The sequence below is a fragment of the Streptomyces rapamycinicus NRRL 5491 genome, assembly GCF_024298965.1.
Lineage (GTDB): Bacteria > Actinomycetota > Actinomycetes > Streptomycetales > Streptomycetaceae > Streptomyces > Streptomyces rapamycinicus.
Genome location: NZ_CP085193.1, coordinates 11995660 through 12013539 on the forward strand (window position 1 = coordinate 11995660; position 17880 = coordinate 12013539).

Annotated in this window: 13 protein-coding genes and 1 pseudogene; 8 read left to right on the forward strand and 6 right to left on the reverse strand. The window is 71.2% G+C overall.

The features are described from left to right. Positions 1 to 12: 12 nt before the first annotated feature. Positions 13 to 615: pseudogene (locus LIV37_RS49425) on the forward strand (enolase C-terminal domain-like protein); the annotation flags it as partial. A 112-nt stretch (positions 616 to 727) separates the two neighbouring features. Here LIV37_RS49425 and LIV37_RS49430 read toward each other — a convergent pair. Then, on the reverse strand, positions 728 to 2092 hold the full coding sequence (locus LIV37_RS49430) for an MFS transporter (RefSeq protein WP_020874608.1): 1365 nt from the start codon (positions 2090 to 2092) through the stop codon (positions 728 to 730). Continuing rightward, on the reverse strand, positions 2089 to 3363 hold the full coding sequence (locus LIV37_RS49435; RefSeq protein WP_020874609.1) for a lyase family protein: 1275 nt from the start codon (positions 3361 to 3363) through the stop codon (positions 2089 to 2091). The genes LIV37_RS49430 and LIV37_RS49435 overlap by 4 nt, the downstream gene beginning before the upstream one ends. Before the next feature lie 188 nt (positions 3364 to 3551). Here LIV37_RS49435 and LIV37_RS49440 point away from each other — a divergent pair, with 188 nt between their 5' ends. After that, a complete protein-coding gene (locus tag LIV37_RS49440; protein ID WP_020874610.1) occupies positions 3552 to 4343 on the forward strand; it encodes an IclR family transcriptional regulator in 792 nt (263 codons plus the stop codon). Positions 4344 to 4532: 189 nt separating this feature from the next. Here the strand turns inward: LIV37_RS49440 and LIV37_RS49450 are convergent, their stop codons facing one another. Continuing rightward, positions 4533 to 5027, reverse strand: coding sequence for a hypothetical protein (locus LIV37_RS49450; RefSeq protein ID WP_020874611.1), 495 nt, complete (start codon positions 5025 to 5027; stop codon positions 4533 to 4535). 347 nt (positions 5028 to 5374) lie between these two features. Between LIV37_RS49450 and LIV37_RS49455 the strand changes: the two genes are divergently transcribed. Continuing rightward, positions 5375 to 6580 (forward strand): globin domain-containing protein, encoded by a 1206-nt coding sequence (locus LIV37_RS49455; RefSeq protein ID WP_020874612.1) that lies wholly within the window; start codon positions 5375 to 5377, stop codon positions 6578 to 6580. Between the two features lie 139 nt (positions 6581 to 6719). Continuing rightward, entirely contained in the window at positions 6720 to 6899 is a 180-nt protein-coding gene (locus tag LIV37_RS49460; RefSeq protein WP_020874613.1) for a sensor histidine kinase, read from the forward strand. A gap of 34 nt (positions 6900 to 6933) precedes the next feature. Here the strand turns inward: LIV37_RS49460 and LIV37_RS49465 are convergent, their stop codons facing one another. The 3 genes from LIV37_RS49465 to LIV37_RS49475 all read right to left on the reverse strand — a co-directional run bounded on the left by LIV37_RS49465 (position 6934) and on the right by LIV37_RS49475 (position 13143). Further along, positions 6934 to 8553 carry an ABC transporter substrate-binding protein gene (locus LIV37_RS49465; RefSeq protein ID WP_243146514.1) on the reverse strand — a complete coding sequence of 540 codons (1620 nt, stop codon included), beginning with the start codon at positions 8551 to 8553 and terminating at the stop codon, positions 6934 to 6936. A 5-nt stretch (positions 8554 to 8558) separates the two neighbouring features. Continuing rightward, positions 8559 to 10727: a hypothetical protein gene (locus LIV37_RS49470; RefSeq protein ID WP_020874615.1), complete on the reverse strand. Its 2169-nt coding sequence runs from the start codon at positions 10725 to 10727 to the stop codon at positions 8559 to 8561. A gap of 271 nt (positions 10728 to 10998) precedes the next feature. Then, positions 10999 to 13143 (reverse strand): amylo-alpha-1,6-glucosidase, encoded by a 2145-nt coding sequence (locus LIV37_RS49475; RefSeq protein WP_020874616.1) that lies wholly within the window; start codon positions 13141 to 13143, stop codon positions 10999 to 11001. 133 nt (positions 13144 to 13276) lie between these two features. On the opposite strand from LIV37_RS49475, the gene LIV37_RS49480 reads away from it, so the two are divergent. From LIV37_RS49480 to LIV37_RS49495, 4 genes are all read left to right on the forward strand, one after another. Next, on the forward strand, positions 13277 to 14341 hold the full coding sequence (locus tag LIV37_RS49480; RefSeq protein WP_020874617.1) for a LacI family DNA-binding transcriptional regulator: 1065 nt from the start codon (positions 13277 to 13279) through the stop codon (positions 14339 to 14341). A 122-nt stretch (positions 14342 to 14463) separates the two neighbouring features. Beyond that, positions 14464 to 15708: a sugar ABC transporter substrate-binding protein gene (locus LIV37_RS49485; RefSeq protein WP_020874618.1), complete on the forward strand. Its 1245-nt coding sequence runs from the start codon at positions 14464 to 14466 to the stop codon at positions 15706 to 15708. Between the two features lie 6 nt (positions 15709 to 15714). Continuing rightward, positions 15715 to 16932, forward strand: a complete 1218-nt coding sequence (locus LIV37_RS49490; protein WP_020874619.1) for an ABC transporter permease subunit — start codon at positions 15715 to 15717, stop codon at positions 16930 to 16932. After that, entirely contained in the window at positions 16929 to 17858 is a 930-nt protein-coding gene (locus LIV37_RS49495; protein WP_020874620.1) for a carbohydrate ABC transporter permease, read from the forward strand. Before LIV37_RS49490 ends, LIV37_RS49495 begins: the two co-directional genes overlap by 4 nt. Positions 17859 to 17880 lie beyond the last annotated feature (22 nt).

Genomic DNA, 17880 nt, shown 5'->3' on the forward strand with positions numbered 1-17880 from the left:
GCCGGATCCCGCGTGCTGGAGAACATCGACCTCGCCCGGGCCCGCGGCGTCGGCGGCATCAAACTCAAGGTCGGCTCACCGGACCCGGCCGTCGACCTCAAGCGGGTCGAGGCGGTCCGCGAACACCTCGGCGACGGCGTTCCGCTGATGGTCGACGCCAACCAGCAGTGGGACCGGATCACCGCCACCCGTGCCGGCCGGGTGCTGGAGAGGTTCAACCTCACCTGGATCGAGGAACCTCTCGACGCCTACGACGCCGAGGGGCATGCCGCGCTCGCGGCGACGCTGGACACCCCGGTCGCCACCGGTGAGATGCTGACCAGCGTCGGCGAGCACGCGGCGCTCATCGAGGCGGGCTCCTCCGACTTCGTACAGCCCGACGCGCCGCGGGTGGGCGGCATCACCCCGTTCCTGCGGATCTCCGCCCTCGCGGACTACAACGGCCGTGCCCTGGCACCGCACTTCGTGATGGAGATCCACCTCCATCTGTCCGCCGCCTATCCGCGCACGGCCTGGGTGGAGCACTTCGAGTGGCTGGAGCCGATGTTCAACGAGCGCCTCGAGCTGAGGGACGGCCGCATGGTCCTCCCGAACCGTGGTGGGCTCGGCCTCTCCCTCAGCGAGCAGGCCGCCGCGTGGACCAGGGAGGCGGCGGTCTTCGCAGCGGCCCCCGGTGACCGCCGCCACCCGCGAGGTGCCCTTCCTCGGCGCCATGTGACCGGCGCGCTCACGCCGAGGGCCGCTGCCCGGACGTCGAGGCGAGGTCGGTGTCGAGCAGCGACTCCGTGCTGGTCTCCGGTGCCCACACCCAGCAGACCAGTCCGCCGACGAGGAGAATCACCACGCATCCGACGAGGGCGGTGTTGATGCCGTGGCCCGCCTCGACGACGGGGAGCAGGAAGGTGCTGGCGGCCGATCCGAGCCGGCTGGCGGCCGTCGCGATGCCCACGCCCGAGGCCCGCAGATCGGTGGGGAACAGCTCCGGTGGGTAGACGAACTCCAGGTTCACCGCGGCCGACATGAGGAAGGCGAAGGCGGCGAACAGTCCGATGACGACGATGGCGGACGCGCCCGCGTCGGCGAACAGGATGAGCACGGTGAGCAGTGCCGCGCCGATGAAGAAGGTTCCCACCAGGAACCGGCGGCGGCTGATGCGGTCGATCAGCATCAGGCCGACCACGGCCCCGATGAGCAGGAACACGTTGTAGAGAGCTCCGGCGCCCATCTTGCTGGTGACGCCGAGGGCCTCCATCACCTGGGAGGAGAAGGTGCCGAGCGCGAAGAAGGGGATGACCTGACAGACGTAGAAGAGTGCGCCCACGGCGGTCCGCCTGCGGTAGGCGGGTCCGAAGAGGGCCGTGAGGCCGCGGTGTCGGCTCAGCGGGGGAGCGGTGGGTGGAAGGACACCCGGGCCGAGGTGGCGGCGGACGACATCGGCGGCTTCGGCGTTCCGCTGATGCCTGGCGAGCCAGAGCGGGGACTCGGGCACTCCCAGGCGGAAGCCGAAGACGAGCAGGGCCGGGAGGGCGCTGATGGCGAGCATGTACCGCCAGGCGTCGTCCCCGTGTCCGGTCAGCAGGAAACCGATGAGATACGCGAAGACGTAACCGGCGGCCCAGGCGACGGCCAGCAGACTCATGAGGCGGCCGCGGAACTTGCGCGGTGAGTGCTCGGTGACGAGGGACTTGCTCACGACGTAGTCGGCGCCGAGCACGAGTCCGAGGAGCAGCCGCAGGGTCAGAAGCTGTCCGGGGGTCTGCACGAAGAACTGAAGGAGCGACAGAACGGCGAAGAAGAGCATGTCCCAGCCGAAGATCCATCTGCGGCCGATCCGGTCCGCGACCGGGCCCACGGCGATGGCACCGGCGAACAGGCCGGTCAGGGTCGCCGCGCCCAGCGCGCCGGTCCACAGCGGAGTGAGCCCGAGGGTGTCGCCGGCCGCGGCGATGACGATGCCGATGATGCCGAGGATGAACCCGTCGCTGAACTGGCCGCCCGTCCCGGCGACGGCGATCCTGATGTGGAAACGCGTGAGCGGGGCGTCGTCGTAGGCGATGGACGCGGGCTGGGTGGGGGAGAGGGGAGTGGTCATCGTGCCGTTCCTCCATCGCTTCCGCCCGCCCGCAGTTCGGCGGTGGCCGGCTCGTAGCCGCGGGTCGCCGCCATCTCGACCCACCGGTCGAGCGCCCCGGCGAGGTTGCGCTCGCGGTGGGGGCCGTTCCAGTCCAGACCGAGGACGCAGCGCTCGGTGAAGGTCGTGGCGGCCGCGGCCAGGTCGTCGAAGATGTTGCTCAGGGCGTCGAGGATCACCGGTTCCATGACGTTGAGTTCGAGTTCACCGGCGGCGACGGCGCACTCAACGGTGTGGGCGCTTCCCCTGACGCGATAGCTGAGCTGCATCACATACTCCGGTATCACCGGATTGACCTTGGCCGGCATGATGGAGGATCCGGCCTGGACCGCCGGGATCGTCAGCTCGCCGAACCCGCCCCGCGGCCCGGAGGACAGCAGCCGGACATCGGCGGCGATCTTCGCCATGGTGATCGCCGCCCGCGCGCCCGCCGAGGCGATCCGGGCGTAGGGATCGAAATGCGCCAGGCTGTCGTACGGGTTCCCGGACGCGCTGATGGGCAGCCCCGTGAGCCGCGCCAGTTCCCCGGCGCAGCGTTCCGCGAAGCGGGCGGGCGCGCCGATCCCGGTACCCACCGCCGTCGCTCCGATCGGAACGGTGGTCAGAGCATGGGTGGCCGCATCGAGGATGCCGGTCGTACGGCGGACGGCCGCCGCCTGTGCCCGGTGGGTGTCACCGGCGGTCAGCGTGACCGCGTCCTGGAGACATGTACGGCCCAGGCGAGGAGTCGTCTCGAACTCGGCCGCCTTCGACTCCAAGGCGTCCGCGAGCCGGTTCAGAGCGGCCACCGGCGCGTCGGCCTGGCTCAGCAGCGCGAGCGCCATGGCGGTCGGATAGGTGTCGTTGGTGGACTGGGACGCGTTCACATGGTCATTGGGATGGACCATGGATCCGGCCAGCTCACCGGCGCGTGCCGCGATCACCTCATTGACGTTCATGTTGGCGGTGGTCCCGCCGCCACCGTGCACCAGCGCGGTGGGGAAGTGGTCGGCGTGCTCGCCGTCGAGGATCTCCTGACACGCCTTGGTGATGGCGTCGCAGCGCTGTTCGTCCAGCACACCGAGGGCCTGGTTGGCGCGCGCCGCGGCCAGCTTCACCTGGGCGTATCCGCGCACCAGGGGCGGGAAGTCGCCGAAGGTGCGGCCACGGGACGGGAAGTTGTCCATGGCCAGCTCGGTCTGCGCTCCGTACAGGGGCGCCCACGTCGAATCCGGATGGATGCCGGTGCTCACAAACTGCTCCGTTCTTCGGGGAGAGGGTTCCATTACCGCGTCTGCGGTGCGCGTCACCCTAGGCACCGATATGCGGCCTGAACAGGGACGATGCTCTCTCAGCAACAACCTTGTGGCATCGTGGCAGGTGGGATAGAAAAGCGATGACCGTATGTTGCTGTGGCAACAACAAGTGGAAGGTGGCGGGTATGGACTCGGCAGCCGAACGCGTGGCCGCGCTCCTGCTGGCCTTCGGGCGCCGCGGCACCACCGGGGATCACTCCGTCAGCGACCTGGCCAGAGCCGTCGGCCGTGAACGCAGCCAGGTCTCCCGCATGCTCCAGGCACTCGGCCGCGGCGGTCTCGTCGAGCAGGACAGCCACACCAAGCGCTACCGCCTGAGCTGGAACATGCTGGTCCTGGCCGCCGGTGCCGGAGACGGCTCACTCCTGCGGGCGGCCAGACCCGTGCTGCGCGCGCTCGTCGCACGCACCGGTGAGGTGGCGCTGCTGTCCGTGCAACGCGGCAACCGGTCGTTGACCGTACTGCGCGAAGAGTCGAACCAGTCCCTCCGGGCCGGTGGATGGGTCGGCCGCAGCTCACCTCTGCACTGCACGGCCTCCGGCCGGGCCCTGCTCTTCGACACCGACGACGATCTCGTGGCGGAGCTCGTCGCGGCGGATCTGACGACTCCCATGTCGGGGCTGTCCGCGCCCCGGACCATCGAGGACGTTCTCGAACGCCTGCGGATCGAACGTGACCGTGGCTACAGCATGGCGAGCGAAGAGGTCGAGATCGGCCTGACCTCGGTCGGAGTTCCGGTGCGTACACCGGCCGGTGAGCTGGTCGGCGTGATCAACGTATCCGGCCCCACATCACGGATGATCAACCGCCTCGATGACGCGGCCCGGCGGCTCCGCACCGCCGCCACCGCCATCGAGGGCACCCTCGGGCGCATTCCGCCGGCTCAGACGGCGCTGCCGGCGCCGGACGGGGCGTAGAGGTCCAGACGGCCTGGCCGAGAGCCGGGTCGTCCCGGCACATGGCGCGGACCGCCGTGGCGTCGAATTCGCAGGCCAGCACGGGTGTTGTCGCCGTGGCCTCCCCATGCCACCCCCGCGGCGCGAGGTTCCTTGCGGCCCAGCTCGACCATACGGGCGCCCGGTATGGGGGGGGAAGAGGCCGAACGGTCATGACGGTTCCCGGCCAGCGGTCCCGTGCCTGGCCCCTCGCGGCCAGATCACCTCAACATCGGCCCCGTGACTGCGCGCGTAGGCCACCAGATGCGCCGTGACGTCCCGGCCGTTGGACGGCGAGCCGTCCCATACCGCGAGCACGCGGGCGCAGTGGCGCAGCAAGCTCTCGTCCGCGGTCACGCACGAGCCGCGGTCGCCGGGGTCGTACTCCACCAGCCGCACGCGCTCCGACAGCAGCAGTTCGCCGGCGGCCCTGCGGTCGAGCTCGGCCAACTGCGTGGGCACGCCGTTCCGCGACGGCAGGACCGTCACCAGGGCCAGCCCGGCCTTACGGGCGGCTCTCCCAAACGCCGTCGGCAACCCCTTCCCGGCGCGGACCAGACCGGCTCTGCCCACCCGGGCGAACTCGGCCAGCCGCGCACGCAGTTCGTCCTCCACCAGCACGAGCGTCGACGTGCTGAGATCGGGATGCCCCACGACAGCGATCATCCCCGGCTGTCCTTCCTTCCCACTGCCCACTGGTCTGCTTGATCGTCTCCGGGCCCGGGGGCGGCTCGCCAGAGCCGAGCGGAACGAGGAAAGGGCCGGTCGGCCCTTGTGCGGGCGGAGCGCCGCGCATGTCCCTCGGGGGTGGATCTTCCTCTCTCGCCGCGTTGAGCACAGCAGCGACGGGCCTCACCTCCGTCCGGCCCGACGGGCCCTGGCAGCAAGGAAGTTCGGCCCTATTCGGGGGCACGTCGCCACCGGAACGATCGATGTACCGCTGCGCTCCACACGACGGACCCCGGCTGTGGCGGTGAGCGCCGTCCCCCTACGTGCCCGCACAGAGGAGAGCCATGCTTTCGCTTGAATCGGCCGCTGTCATTCGAGCCACCCTGCCCGTTGTCAGCGAGGCCCTGGACGAGATCACGGCGCATTTCTACGGCACCATGTTCGCCGAGCGGCCCGAGCTGCTGGACGGACTGTTCAACCGCGGCAACCAGGCCAGCGGCGAGCAGCGCAAGGCCCTGGCGGGGTCGATCGCGGCCTTTGCCCAGGCGCTGCCGGCCGACCCCGACGCCCGTCCCGACGCGCTGCTGTCCCGGATCGCCCACAAGCACGCCGCACTCGGCGTCACCGAGGACCAGTACACGATCGTCCACAAGTACCTCTTCCAGGCCATCGGCGATGTGCTGGGCGATGCCGTCACCGCTGAGGTCGCCTCCGCCTGGGACGAGGTGTACTGGCTGATGGCCGGTGCCCTCATGGCCCAGGAGGCCCGCCTCTACCAGGAAGCCCAGGTCGACCCGCGGTACCCGTGGCGTCAGTGGACCGTCGTGGAGCGGCGGGAGGAGACCGCCAACGTGGCATCCTTCCTGCTGCGCCCGGCTGATGACGGCCCGCTGCCCGCTGCCCGCGCCGGTCAGTACGTCAGTGTCCGGGTGCTCATGCCCGACGGAATCCACCAGACCCGCCAGTACAGCCTGTCCGGCGCCCCCGGCGACCGGCTGCGGCGCATCACCGTCAAGCGCGTGGCGGGCGTGGCGGGCGCCCCCGAGGGCGAGGTGTCCGGCCAACTGCACCGCACCGTCCGGACCGGCGTCGAACTCACCCTGTCGGCCCCGTTCGGAGACGTGGTCCTCGATGACCGCGACACCCCGCTCGTGCTGGTGTCCGCAGGCATCGGCTGCAACCCCATGGTCGGCATGCTCGAACACCTCGCCGCCACCGGTTCGGCCCGTCCGGTCCGTGTCCTGCACGCCGACCACGCCCCGGCCGACCACGCCCTGCGCGCCGACACCCGCCGTCTCGTGGCCCAGCTTCCCGACGCGCGAGCGGAGTTCTGGTACGAACGGGACGCGGCCGGGGAAGCCGGTGCGCGCACGGGCCTGATGGACTTCGACGGCCTGGACCTGTCCGCCGACGCCGATGTGTACCTATGCGGTCCGCTCCCCTTCATGCGCGCCGTCCGGGCCCTGCTGCGCCGGGCCGGTGTCCCCGCGTGCCACATCCGCTACGAGGTCTTCGGCCCCGACCTGTGGCTGCCCCACGGCGAGGGCTGAGACGCCCCGACCGCCCGGCGGCAGGAAGCAGGCCCACGGACCACAGCCGGCCCCCGCCCCGGCGCCCTCGACCGGCCAATGGCACGCGCCCGGCGCCGTAACCGCGTGTGCACCCCTGCCGAACTGCTGGAGGGTCACGGTGCTGCGGCTGAAGGTAGCGGACGACGGCCGCGGCATCGACCCGGCCGTCACCCGCCGAAGCGGCCTGGCCAACCTCCAGCGACGCGCCGAGGAGCTGGGCGGCTCGTTCTCCCTCCGCCCGAACGAGCCGAACGGCACCCTCTTGGAATGGGCCGCGCCGCTGCACGCCGCCCCATGACATCCCGGCCGCCGTCCGCGGCGCGCCGCGCTGTTCAGGGAACGCGGCTGGGAATCACACAGTTCTTCGGCTGTTCCCGGCCGGTGGGCCAGCCCAGACCGACGAACTTCAGCTTGCCGCGGCCTTCCCGGCCCGGATCCAGCTGGACCACCGCGACGGGTTTGTCGTATGCGTTCCCGCTGCTGGTCAGGCAGATCAGGCCGCTCGTACCGCGCACCCGGTGCCGGGACTGGAGCAGCGACCACTGAGCACCGACGTCCTCACGGCTGGGCACCGCCCCGGCGCCTCCCTCCTGCGCCTGGTGCAGCGCCTTTCCGATGGTGATGAGGCCGTCGTACACGAGCATCGTCCGGGAGTCCTCCAGGTTCGGGGCGGAGCCGAGGTCGATGCCCTCCTCGTGTGTTGTCCCGACGCGTTTCTTCAGGGTGTCCAGGGCCGCCCTCGGCTCGGTGAGGTACTGGGGGAGTTCCGTCTTGGTGGGCTCGCGGTCGTGGTGGGCTCGCCACTCCCGCTTCCAGTCGGCCAGCTCGGTACTCCAGGCGTCCGGGTGCGCGGGGGCGGCGTACTCCACCGTCACCTTCGCCTTGCCGTCCGCGCCGCGCAGCTGTTGCCAGTCCTTCTCCGTCATGTCCTGCCTCAGCGAGGCCGCGTCGGAACCGCTGACGATCGTGTAGTGCCGGTTCTGGCAGTCCACCTGGGCGAGCTTGAGCGCGAAGATCCGCAGGTGCAGCGTGCGGCCCGCGAAGTAGATGGTGCTGGCACCGGAGTCGCATATGTTGTTGGCCGTCCGGGTGAACTGGTTGCCGGTCGAGCCGGGCTCGTCGATGGCCGGGGATTCGAAGGGCATCGCGGCGGGACCGGGCGGGCCCTTCTCGTCGATGCCGCTGAACGCCTTCGCCAGCGACTCGTTGTAGGCGTCGCTGCGCTTGTCGTAGACCAGCACCGTCCTCTGGTTCTCCCGGCCCCGTTCGCCGCTGAAGTTGGCCAGTGCCTGGGCCGCGTCGTGGTTGGTGGGGATCAACCGGGCCAGGCCGGGGAACGGCAGATCGGCCGTCCCGTCCGTCCGGTCCTCGTTCGCGATCTCGTCTCCGCTGATCCGCGAGGCGAGGACCGGGACCTTGTGCTCCGTCAGGCGCTGGACCGCCGCTCGCGTGTCATCGAGGCTGAGGTTGAAGCCCGTGACCGCGCGTAGCCGGTCCTTGGGCGAGTCGGCCATCCGCAGCAGGGTGTCCACGACCTTCTCCTGCTGCTTGTACGCCCGTCCGGGGTTGGCCAGCACCAGCCGGATCCTCGGCGGTTCGCCCTCGCCCTCGTTGGCCTGCCGCTGCCCCAGATACGCCCCTTGGAGGTCGCTGCGCATCTGCCGACGCTGCGCGACCTTGTCCGACTGGAGTGGCAGCATCACCGCCACGGTGACATGCGGCTGGCCGTCGATCCTCTTGTTCTCGCGTGCGATGGCCCGGGAGACGTCATGGATCTCCGGTGTGCCGAAATCGTAGCCCTCGCCGTTGACGCCGACGCACTCGCCGCCGGTCCGCTCGACCCCGTCGGCGCAGGTGTCCGGCTTCTGGATGAAGTACAGCGCGAGCCAGACACATACCGTGACCGCGCCCGCGGCCAGCAGCACGTAGAGCATCTTCTTCCACCTGGGCATCCCCGTTACCCCCTTCGCCCGAGTTGTTCGGTGCAGGCACAGCGCAGCAATGGTTGCTCGTTCGCCGCCAGTCCGTTCCAGTGGGTGGCCACCTTGCCGAGCTGTCCCGCCCCGTCGAACTCCATGATCGATAGAAGCTCCAGCAGCTTGGCCAGTGTGCGGGCCGTCTCCTGCCCGGTCGGCCTGGTCCGTTCCTCGCACAGCCACACCGCGTGCAGCAGCTGGTCGACGGTGCGGCGCAGCGCGGGTCCCTCCGGCGTCACCAGGCCCTGGGCGCGCTCCCGCCGGGCGTCCGCGCCACCCGGATACGGTGCCTGGGCGATTTCCAGCAGCTCCGCGCACCACTCCCGGGGGCGCCCGGGCAGCGTGGCGGCCAGATGGTCGGCCACGTCGTCCGTACCGCCGGACACCAGATGGTGGTTCATACGGTGTGCGATGACCGAACCGAACGCCGCACTGTCCGGCGCTCTCCCGTCTGCCGCCCGTTCCGCGTAATGGTCCCGCAGGAGGTGGTGGTCGGCGTACCAGGCGGCGCCGTCGGGGCGCAGCCCGTACAGCCGGTGCACCAGCATCTGGCGCAGCCCGAAGTCCCCCACGAAGTGCCGTGCGCAACTGGGCCATCCGGTGTCGGTGAGCAGCTTCGACACCTGGTGCGCGGTGAGGCGGTTCACATGGCCGGACTGATGGTGTCGCAGCAGGACATCGGCGCATTCCTCGTCGTGTGCCACCGACAGATGGGTGAGCAGATCCAGCCACTCGCCGCGGTGCTCGCTCGGCAGCCCCACCGGCAACTGGTCCATGAGCAGTTCCTGGAGCAGCACGTCCACCACCGGCCGCTCGGGGGCGCCGTCGCCGGGGAGCCGCAGCGGAGCCTCCAGCAGGTCCCGGTCGTTGGCGTCCGCCGACATCCGGAAGGCGGCGGCAGCGTCGGCCAGCCGGATCACCGTGTGCGGCCGGCCGCCGCTCAGCCGCGCCACGGCAGCGTCGATGCGACGGCGGTTCGCGCCGTCCTCCGGCTCCCCGCGCGTCTGTCTGCGCTCGGTCTCCCGGCGCAGCTGGTCCCCGGTGAGGAAGGGCATCCGCAGCAGTAGCACCCCATCGGCCAGCGGAGCCCGTTCCGACCCTCCGCCCAGGCGCGGGGACCACTCGGGCGGGCCGCAGTCAGAGGGACGGAACTCCGCCGGGGGCACCACCTCCTCCGGCGGCAGGCCGCCGTGCAGGAAGGCGCCGCCGTCCGCCCGGCGCGCCGTGCCCACGATCACCACGCGGTCGCGCTGCCCGCCCCGGCGGTCGGTGAGCACGGCGCGCAGCAGCCGTTCCCCCAGCAACGACTCGGCGTGGTCCAGCAGCAGCGCCGGGCGACCCACCCGGCGCAGCCAGCCGGACGCCGAGGCGTACGCCGCCTCCAGATCCTCGCGCAGCGCCCGGAAGAGGAAGCCCTCCGCCAGCCCCCGTGCCTCGCCGCGGGCCTGGAAGTCGGCGGCCAGATTGCTCAGCCCGTGCATGGGCTGGCCGGCCGCGCCGGGATAGCCGCCGTAGATCCGCTCCAGTTCCACCCTGCCCCGGGGCGCCAAGGACTGGAAGAGGGCTTCCAGCAGCGCGTTGCCCACTGCCGCGGAGTACGGGTCGAACGCTTGCCCGGCCATGGCCGTCAGGAGGTTCTGGAGGGATCCGGAGATCACGCCCTTCCAGAAGTCACCCGTCCTCAGGCCGGGCAGGCGCCGCTTCTGGGGCAGCTCCTCGTACCGTTCGACTTCCGTCGCGACCGCCGCGGGGGTGCCTCCCTCGGCGCCGGTCGCGATCACCGCGAGGCCCGCGAAGAGCCGGGGGAAGGCGAACGAGCCGCCCGTTCCCTGCCAGGTGCACAGCCGCCGGGCCATCTCGACCAGGGCCTCGGTCGCGGCCGAGCGGGCGCCCGGCTCCGGTCCCGCCCGGTGCGCGTACACCGGGGAGCCGCAGTCCAGACGGACTACCGGTACTTTGGTCGCGAAATGGTCCTGCACGGCGTGCAACAGCCGTCCCTTGCCCATGCCGGGCCCACCGGTGAGCAGCACCACTGGCAGATCGGGGCCGTACAGCGGATCGCGGCCGGCGCCCGACGGTGACCGCCCGAGCAGATGCGAGAAGAAACCCTCCTCGCCGAGCAGCTTCTCGAACCCCAAGTCCTCATGCACGAACTCCTCCCCCGTGGAGTGCTCTCCCGCCCGGGACCGGGCGGCTGGCGCTGATGAGTCAGGAAGATTAGTGGAAAGTTCGACCGATTTTTGTGGACAATGATAAATCCCTGGAGGGGAGTTGACGGATCGGTTGTGGCAGCATATTCCGGCCGACACCGCAATTGTGGCCGCGCTGTTATGGCTCCTTCTCATCAGTCCGGGCGGCGGGCCGGAATTTCAGCCCCTCTCCTCGCGCGCTCCGGCGTCGCCGACGCACCGCGGCGCCGCGTCAGGCCGGGACCACCGTCAGCCCCTCCGGTGCCGTCACGTTCACCGTTCCGTCCGCCGTCAGCGTGATGTCCAGCCCGGCCCCGCCGACCTGGAGACCCGTCACCGTCAGCGGGGCGTACGCCGCGGCGAAGGCGGGGGCCACCGTGACCGTGCCGCCCGGGACGTCCGCGTCCAGGCCGAGGGCCGAGCGCAGCACCAGGACCGAGGCAGCGGCCGCCCAGGCCTGCGGGCGACACGACGCGGGGTAGGGGGCGGGGTGCGGGCCCGCCGCTCCGCCGTGGCCTGCGAAGAGCTCGGGCAGGCGGCCGGCGAACCCCGCAGACGCCGTCAGCAGGCCCGCCGCCAGCGGCGCCGCCGCGTCCGGGAACCCGGCCCTGACCAGGCCGTGCACGGCGATCGCGGTGTCGTGCGGCCAGATGGAACCAATGTGGTAGCCGTACGGGTTGAAGCCGACCGAGTCGCTGCTCAAGGTGCGCAGACCGTGGCCCGAGTCGAGGTCGGGGCCGGTCAGCCGGGACGCCAGCACCGCGCTCTCCTCCTGGTTGAGCAGGCCCGTCCCGAGAAGGTGGCCGAAGCCCGAGGTGACCGAGTCCACCGGCCGGCCGTCGCGGTCCAGCGCGACCGCCGGGTACGGGCCCGCCGCGTCCTCCACCCAGAAGCGCTTCCGGAAGCGGGTGGCGAGCCCGTCCGCCCATTCCTCCCACGCGTCCGCACCCGGCCGCCCGAAGGCGCGCAGCAGCGCCGCTCCGCCCCGCGCCGCCTCGTACGCGTACGCCTGCACCTCGCACAGCGCGATCGGCGGGTCGGCGAGCCGGCCGTCGCGGTGGCGGATGGCGTCGCCGGAGTCCTTCCAGCCCTGGTTGGCCAGGCCCCGTCCGGTCCGGTCGACGTACCTGAGGAAGCCGTCGCCGCCCGCGTCCGCCTGGTCGCGCAGCCACGCGAGCGCCGACTCGGTGTGCGGCAGCAGCTGTTCCACTTGCTCGGGGGCCAGACCCCAGCGCCAGGCGTCATGGAGCAGGGTGATCCACAGGGGGGTCGCGTCGACCGTGCCGTAGTACACCGGCGGGACGGCGAACGTGTCGGTGAAGTTCTGGGTGCCGCGCCGCACTTCGTGCAGGATCTTCCCCGGCTGTTCCTCCGTGGCCGGGTCGGCCACCGCCCCCTGGCGGCGGGCGAGGGTGCGCAGCGTACCGGCCGCGAGCTCGGTGCCGAGCGGCAGCAGCATGCGGGCGGCCCACAACGAATCGCGGCCGAAGAGGGTCAGGAACCACGGGGCTCCGGCGGCCAGGAACTGGTCGACGCCGCCCGTGCGCCCCTCCGCGGACCGGGGGTCCATCAGACGCAGCCGGTCCGCGTCGGCGACCGACTGGTCCAGCCAGTGGTCGAAGCGCCGGTCCGCGCTGCGCAGGGCCGGGCCGCGCCAGGGTACGGCGTCCGCCGGGGCGGCCGGGAACTGGTCGCCGTCCGCGTACGCCGCCGTGCAGCGCAGCGTCACCGTCCATGAGGCGCCGGGGTCCAGTCCGACGTCGTACGACAGCCGGCCCTCCGGCGCCGCCAGGGTGTCCGGCGCGGGCTCGCTGACCAGGCGTACGGCGAATCCGTCGCGGGACCACACCAGACCGCTGTCCACGGTGCCCTCCGCGCCTCCGGCCCGGGCCGGCACCGGGTCCAGGGCGTGGCCCGACTTCACCCGTTCCATCGGGGCGAGGTCCGTACCGGCCGTGACCGTGAGCCGGAAGCCGACCCGCTGGGTGCCCGCGTTGGTGACCTCGAAGCTCTCCTCCAACCGCCCGGAGGCGACGGTCCGGCGGCGGTCAAGGGCGACCGCCGGGTCGGGCGTCACCTCGCCGAGCCCCCGCAGGATCGCCCGGAAGTCCGCCCGGTCGGCTCCCCTGAGCCCGCCGCCCACCGGCGCCAGGGCGATGGACTCCACCGTGACGGTCAGATGGGACAGCGCCCTGCCGTCGCCGTGGTAGAAGCCGTCCGCACCCCCGTTGAGCTGCCCGTCCGCGCGCGAGATCACAAAGCTCGGCGCGTACAGCGTGACGACCGCGTCGTGCAGGAACGGCTGCAGATCCGGGGCCGCCGAAGTGGAGGTCGTGACCGGTCCGTTGGTGTCCTGGGCCTTGACAGTGGTGTCCAAAGGAGTAGAACCTCTCAGCATTAGATCGATCCAAAGACACTAACGGCCTCTTCAGAGCGCTGACAATGCCTTTGGAACGCTCAAATCAAGCTCGTAGAACCAGGCTTCAGACCCTCGTACGCCGGAGACCCGTATGCCCCGCTCCACCACCAGTCCCTCGCCCAAGGGCGGCCCGGTGACCCTTGCCATGGTCGCCCGCCGGGCCGGTGTCTCCCCGCAGACCGTGTCCAACGCGATCAACTCGCCGGACCTGCTGCGCCCCGAGACCCTGGAGCGGGTCCGCGGGGTGATCGACGAGATGGGCTACCGTCCGAGCCGTGCCGCGCAGACCCTGCGCACCCGCTCCAGCAAGCTGATCGGCTACGGCATCCAGCCAACTCCGGGCGGCGACACGGCCCCGGTCATGGACCGCTTTCTGCACGCCCTGTCGCAGGCCGCCGACGAGGCCGGCTACCGGATGCTGCTGTTCGCCTGCCCGCCCGGCGGCCCGAGCCTGGAAGGGTACGAGGAACTGCTCGGCCGGCACGACGTCGACGGCTTCGTGCTCAGCAACACCGCCCGCCAGGATCCGCGCCAGGCGTGGCTGGCCAAACGGGGTGTACCGTTCGTCGGCTTCGGCCGGATGTGGTCGGGGCGGCAGATCGGTGATTGGGCCGACGTCGACGGCGCCTCCGGCACGGACGCCGCCGTGGAGCATCTGGTCGCCCTCGGGCACCGCGGGATCGCCTTCCTGGGCTGGCCGCGCGGCTCCGGCGTCGGTGACGACCGCGCCGCGGGCTGGCAGCGGGCCATGCGCCGGCACGGGCTCCCGACACGAGGGCGGCGCGCGGAGAGCGCGGGGGACGTCGAGGCGGCCCGTATCGCCGTGAAGCCCTTACTGGACGCGGGTGTCACGGCCGTGGTCGCGGCCAGCGACACGCTGGCGCTCGGCTGCTACCACGCGCTGCGCGAGCGGAACGCGACCCCGGGCCGGGACATCGCCGTGGTCGGCTTCGACGACTCGCCGACCGCCGGGATCCTCTCGCCCTCCCTGTCCACGGTGGCCCAGCCGCTGGAGGCGGCCGGCAGGGAGTGCGTGCGGCTGCTGCTGGCCCGGATGGCCAACCCGGCCGCGCCACCGGAGCGCGTCCTGCTGGAGCCGTCCCTCGTCGTCCGCGACAGCACCCCGGCGCCGGATTCCGACGCACCGGCGCCCTGACGACCGGCGCTCGCAGCACCGGCCCTCCGCCGCGTTGGCGCCGTGCGGCGCCGCGCCCCCGGCATCACCTCTCCTCCACCCCCCCCGAGCCGCACGTACCATCCCGAATCCACGGAGGAATCATGGCCCCCCGCACGGCCACCGCCGCCCTCGTCACCTGCGCGGCGCTCCTTGCCGCCACCGGCTGCTCGTCGAGCTTCGGCGACGACAAGGAGACGAAGCAGGACACCGGCGCCGAACAGCACCTCAAGGTCCTGATAGCCACCTCGGGCGACGCCGAGACCAAGGCGGTCAAGGAGGCCGCGGCCGCGTACGAGAAACGGTCCGGCAACAAGGTGACCGTCGAGGCCGCCAAGGACATGAACCAGCAGCTGGCCCAGTCCTTCGCCGGGCACCGGCCGCCGGACGTCTTCTACGTCAACTCCGACCAGTTCGCGAACTACGCCAAGGGCGGCTCCCTGTACCCGTACGGCGACAAGATCAAGGACGCGGACGACTTCGCCGAGCCGCTGCGCACCTCCTTCACCTACGACGGGAAGCTGGTGTGCCTGCCCAAGGACACCTCCACCCTCGCCCTCGCCATCAACACCGACCTGTGGCAGAAGGCGGGGCTGACCGAGAAGGACTACCCCACCTCCTGGGACGAACTGAGGAAGGTCGCCGGCGAACTCACCGGCGACGGGGTCACCGGCCTGGTCACCAGCGACGAGTACCAGCGACTCGGCGTCTTCATGAAGCAGGCGGGCGGATGGATCACCGACACCGGGCAGACGAAGATGACCGCGGACAGCGCGAAGAACGCCGAGGGGCTCGGCTTTGTGAGGTCGCTGCTGCGGTCCGGCTCGATGAAGTACGCCAAGCAGGTCGACACCAGCTGGGGCGGCGAGGCCCTCGGCAAGGGCAAGGCCGCCATGACCATCGAGGGCAACTGGCTGACCGGCGGCATGAAGCTCGACTACCCGAAGGTGAACTACAAGGTGGTCCCGCTGCCCGCGGGACCGGCCGGGAAGGCCACGCTGGCCTTCAGCAACTGCTGGGGCGTGGCCGCCGAGAGCGCCCACCGGTCGGCGGCCGTGGACCTGGTGAAGTACCTCAGCTCCGGTGAGCGGCAGCTGAAGTTCGCCGACGGATTCGGGGTGATGCCCTCGCGCACCAGCGCCCTCGCCGACTACGCGAAGCAGGCGCCGGACGCCAAGGCATGGGTCGACGCAGGCGCCTACGCGCAGGGCCCGGTGACCATCGCCGGGTTCGACAAGGTGCTCAGCCAGTTCAACACCCAACTCCAGTCGCTGCGCACCACGGACCCGAAGAAGATCCTCGCCGAACTGCAGCGCAACGGCGAACAGACCCTCGCGAAGGGCGACTGAGCCGCCATGCCCTTCCGCACCACCCCCCGCACGGCGCGCCACATCCCCCGTGGCGCGTCGTCCGGTCCCCGCCCGGCCCCCGGGCCCGTCGGCGGGGACCCCCGTACGGCCGGTTCGCCGGGAGCACCTGACGCGCCCGGCGGGTCCGGCCCCAAGGCGGCGCCCCGCACCCCGAACACCCCGCCCGCGGGGCGCCGCCGCGGCGAAGCGACCTGGGGCTGGCTGTTCGTCAGCCCCATGGTGCTGATCCTCGGCCTGTTCCTGATGCTGCCGATCCTGATGGCCCTGTGGGTCAGCCTGCTGGACTGGAACGGCCAATCCAACCCGTTCACCGGACAGGCGAAGTTCGTGGGCCTGGACAACTACCGGGCGCTGCTCACCGAGGACGGCCTCGACCGCACCCTCTTCGCCACCTCGCTGCGCAACAACGTCTACTACGTGGCGCTGACCGTGCCGCTGCAGACCGGGCTCGCGCTGGTGCTGGCGCTGATCGTCAACCAGCGGCTGCTGCGCGCCCGGGGTGCCCTGCGCACCACGTTCTTCTTCCCGTCGGTCACCAGCTCGATCGCGGTCTCCACGGTCTTCCTCTTCCTCTTCCAGGGCAGTGGTGCCGTCAACACGCTGCTGTCCTGGATCGGGGTGAAGGGCCCCAACTGGTTCGCCGACCCGCGCGGGGTCCTGTCGACACTGCTCGGCGGTCTGGGGATCGTCGACCCCGACCACCCCACGGGTGTGCTGGCCGACCACTCCTTCATGGGCCTTTCCTGGTACGAGTGGCTGTCCGGTCCGTCCGTCGCGATGTGCACGATCATTCTGCTGGCCGTGTGGACGACCTCCGGCACCTTCATGCTGATCTTCCTCGCGGCCCTCCAGGACATCCCGCGCGAGTTGGAGGAGGCGGCCGCCATCGAGGGCGTGAACCGCCGCCAGATGCTGCGCCACATCATGCTGCCCGCGCTGCGGCCGGTGCTCTTCCTCGTCCTCACCCTGGGAACGATCGCCACCTGGCAGGTCTTCGACCAGGTGTATGTGATGGGCCAGGGCGCTCCGGGCAACACGACGCTGACGCCGGCCTTCCTGTCGTACTCGACGGCCTTCGACGACGCCGACTTCGGACAGGGCGCCGCCATCGCCTTCATCCTGCTCGCGCTGATCCTGTTCATTACCGCCCTGCAGCGCTGGGCGCTGCGGGAGCGCCGTCCCCGCCCCGGGAGGAATCGATGAACGCCACGGCCACGGCCGCCCCCAAGGCCAGGGCCAAGGCCTCCGCCCCGGCGCGGCGGGGGCGCCCGGTGCTCGGCCGGTTCCCGCTGCCGCTGCGGGTGCTGGGATACGCCCTGGTGGTGGGGGTCGCGCTGATGTACCTGCTGCCGTTCGCACTCCAGCTGGTGACCGGGTTCAAGACGGACCCGGATGCGGCGGCGCATCCCCTCGGAGTGGTGCCCACCACCCCGACGACCGCCGCCTACCAGCGGCTGTTCGGGCTGAGCCGGGCCGGGGACGGGGTGCCGTTCCTGCGTTGGCTGGGCAACTCGACCCTGGTCGCGGTCCTGGTCACCGCCGGACGGGTGCTGTTCGACTCGATGGCGGGGTACGCCCTGGCGCGACTGCGTTTCCGGGGCCGCTCGCTGCTGTTCGGCTTCGTCCTCGGGGTGATGGCGGTGCCCGGGGTGGCGCTGCTGATCCCGAAGTTCCTGGTGCTGAACACCTTCGGGCTGTTCGACACCTACACCGGCATGGTCCTTCCGCTGATGGTGGACGCGGCCGGGATCTTCATCATGAAGCAGTTCTTCGAATCGATCCCCCGGGAGGTCGAGGAGGCCGCGCGGGTGGACGGCGCCGGGGTGATCCGGACCTTCTGGTCGGTGGTGCTGCCGATGGCCCGGCCCGCGCTGATCACCCTGACGATCCTGTCGTTCCAGGGCTCGTGGAACGAGTTCACCCACTTCCTGGTGGCCACGCAGTCCGGCCAGTACGAGACGCTGACGACCGGGCTCGCGCGGTTTGTCTCGGGCGGGCTGGGCGGTGGTACGCAGTACCCGCTGAAGCTGGCGGCGGCCCTGCTGGCGACCCTGCCGGTAGCGGCGCTGTTCTTCTGCTTCCAGCGCTACTTCGTGCAGGGGGCGAATTCGGGGGCGGTCAAGGAATAGCTCCACCCCGCTCGCCGCCTGC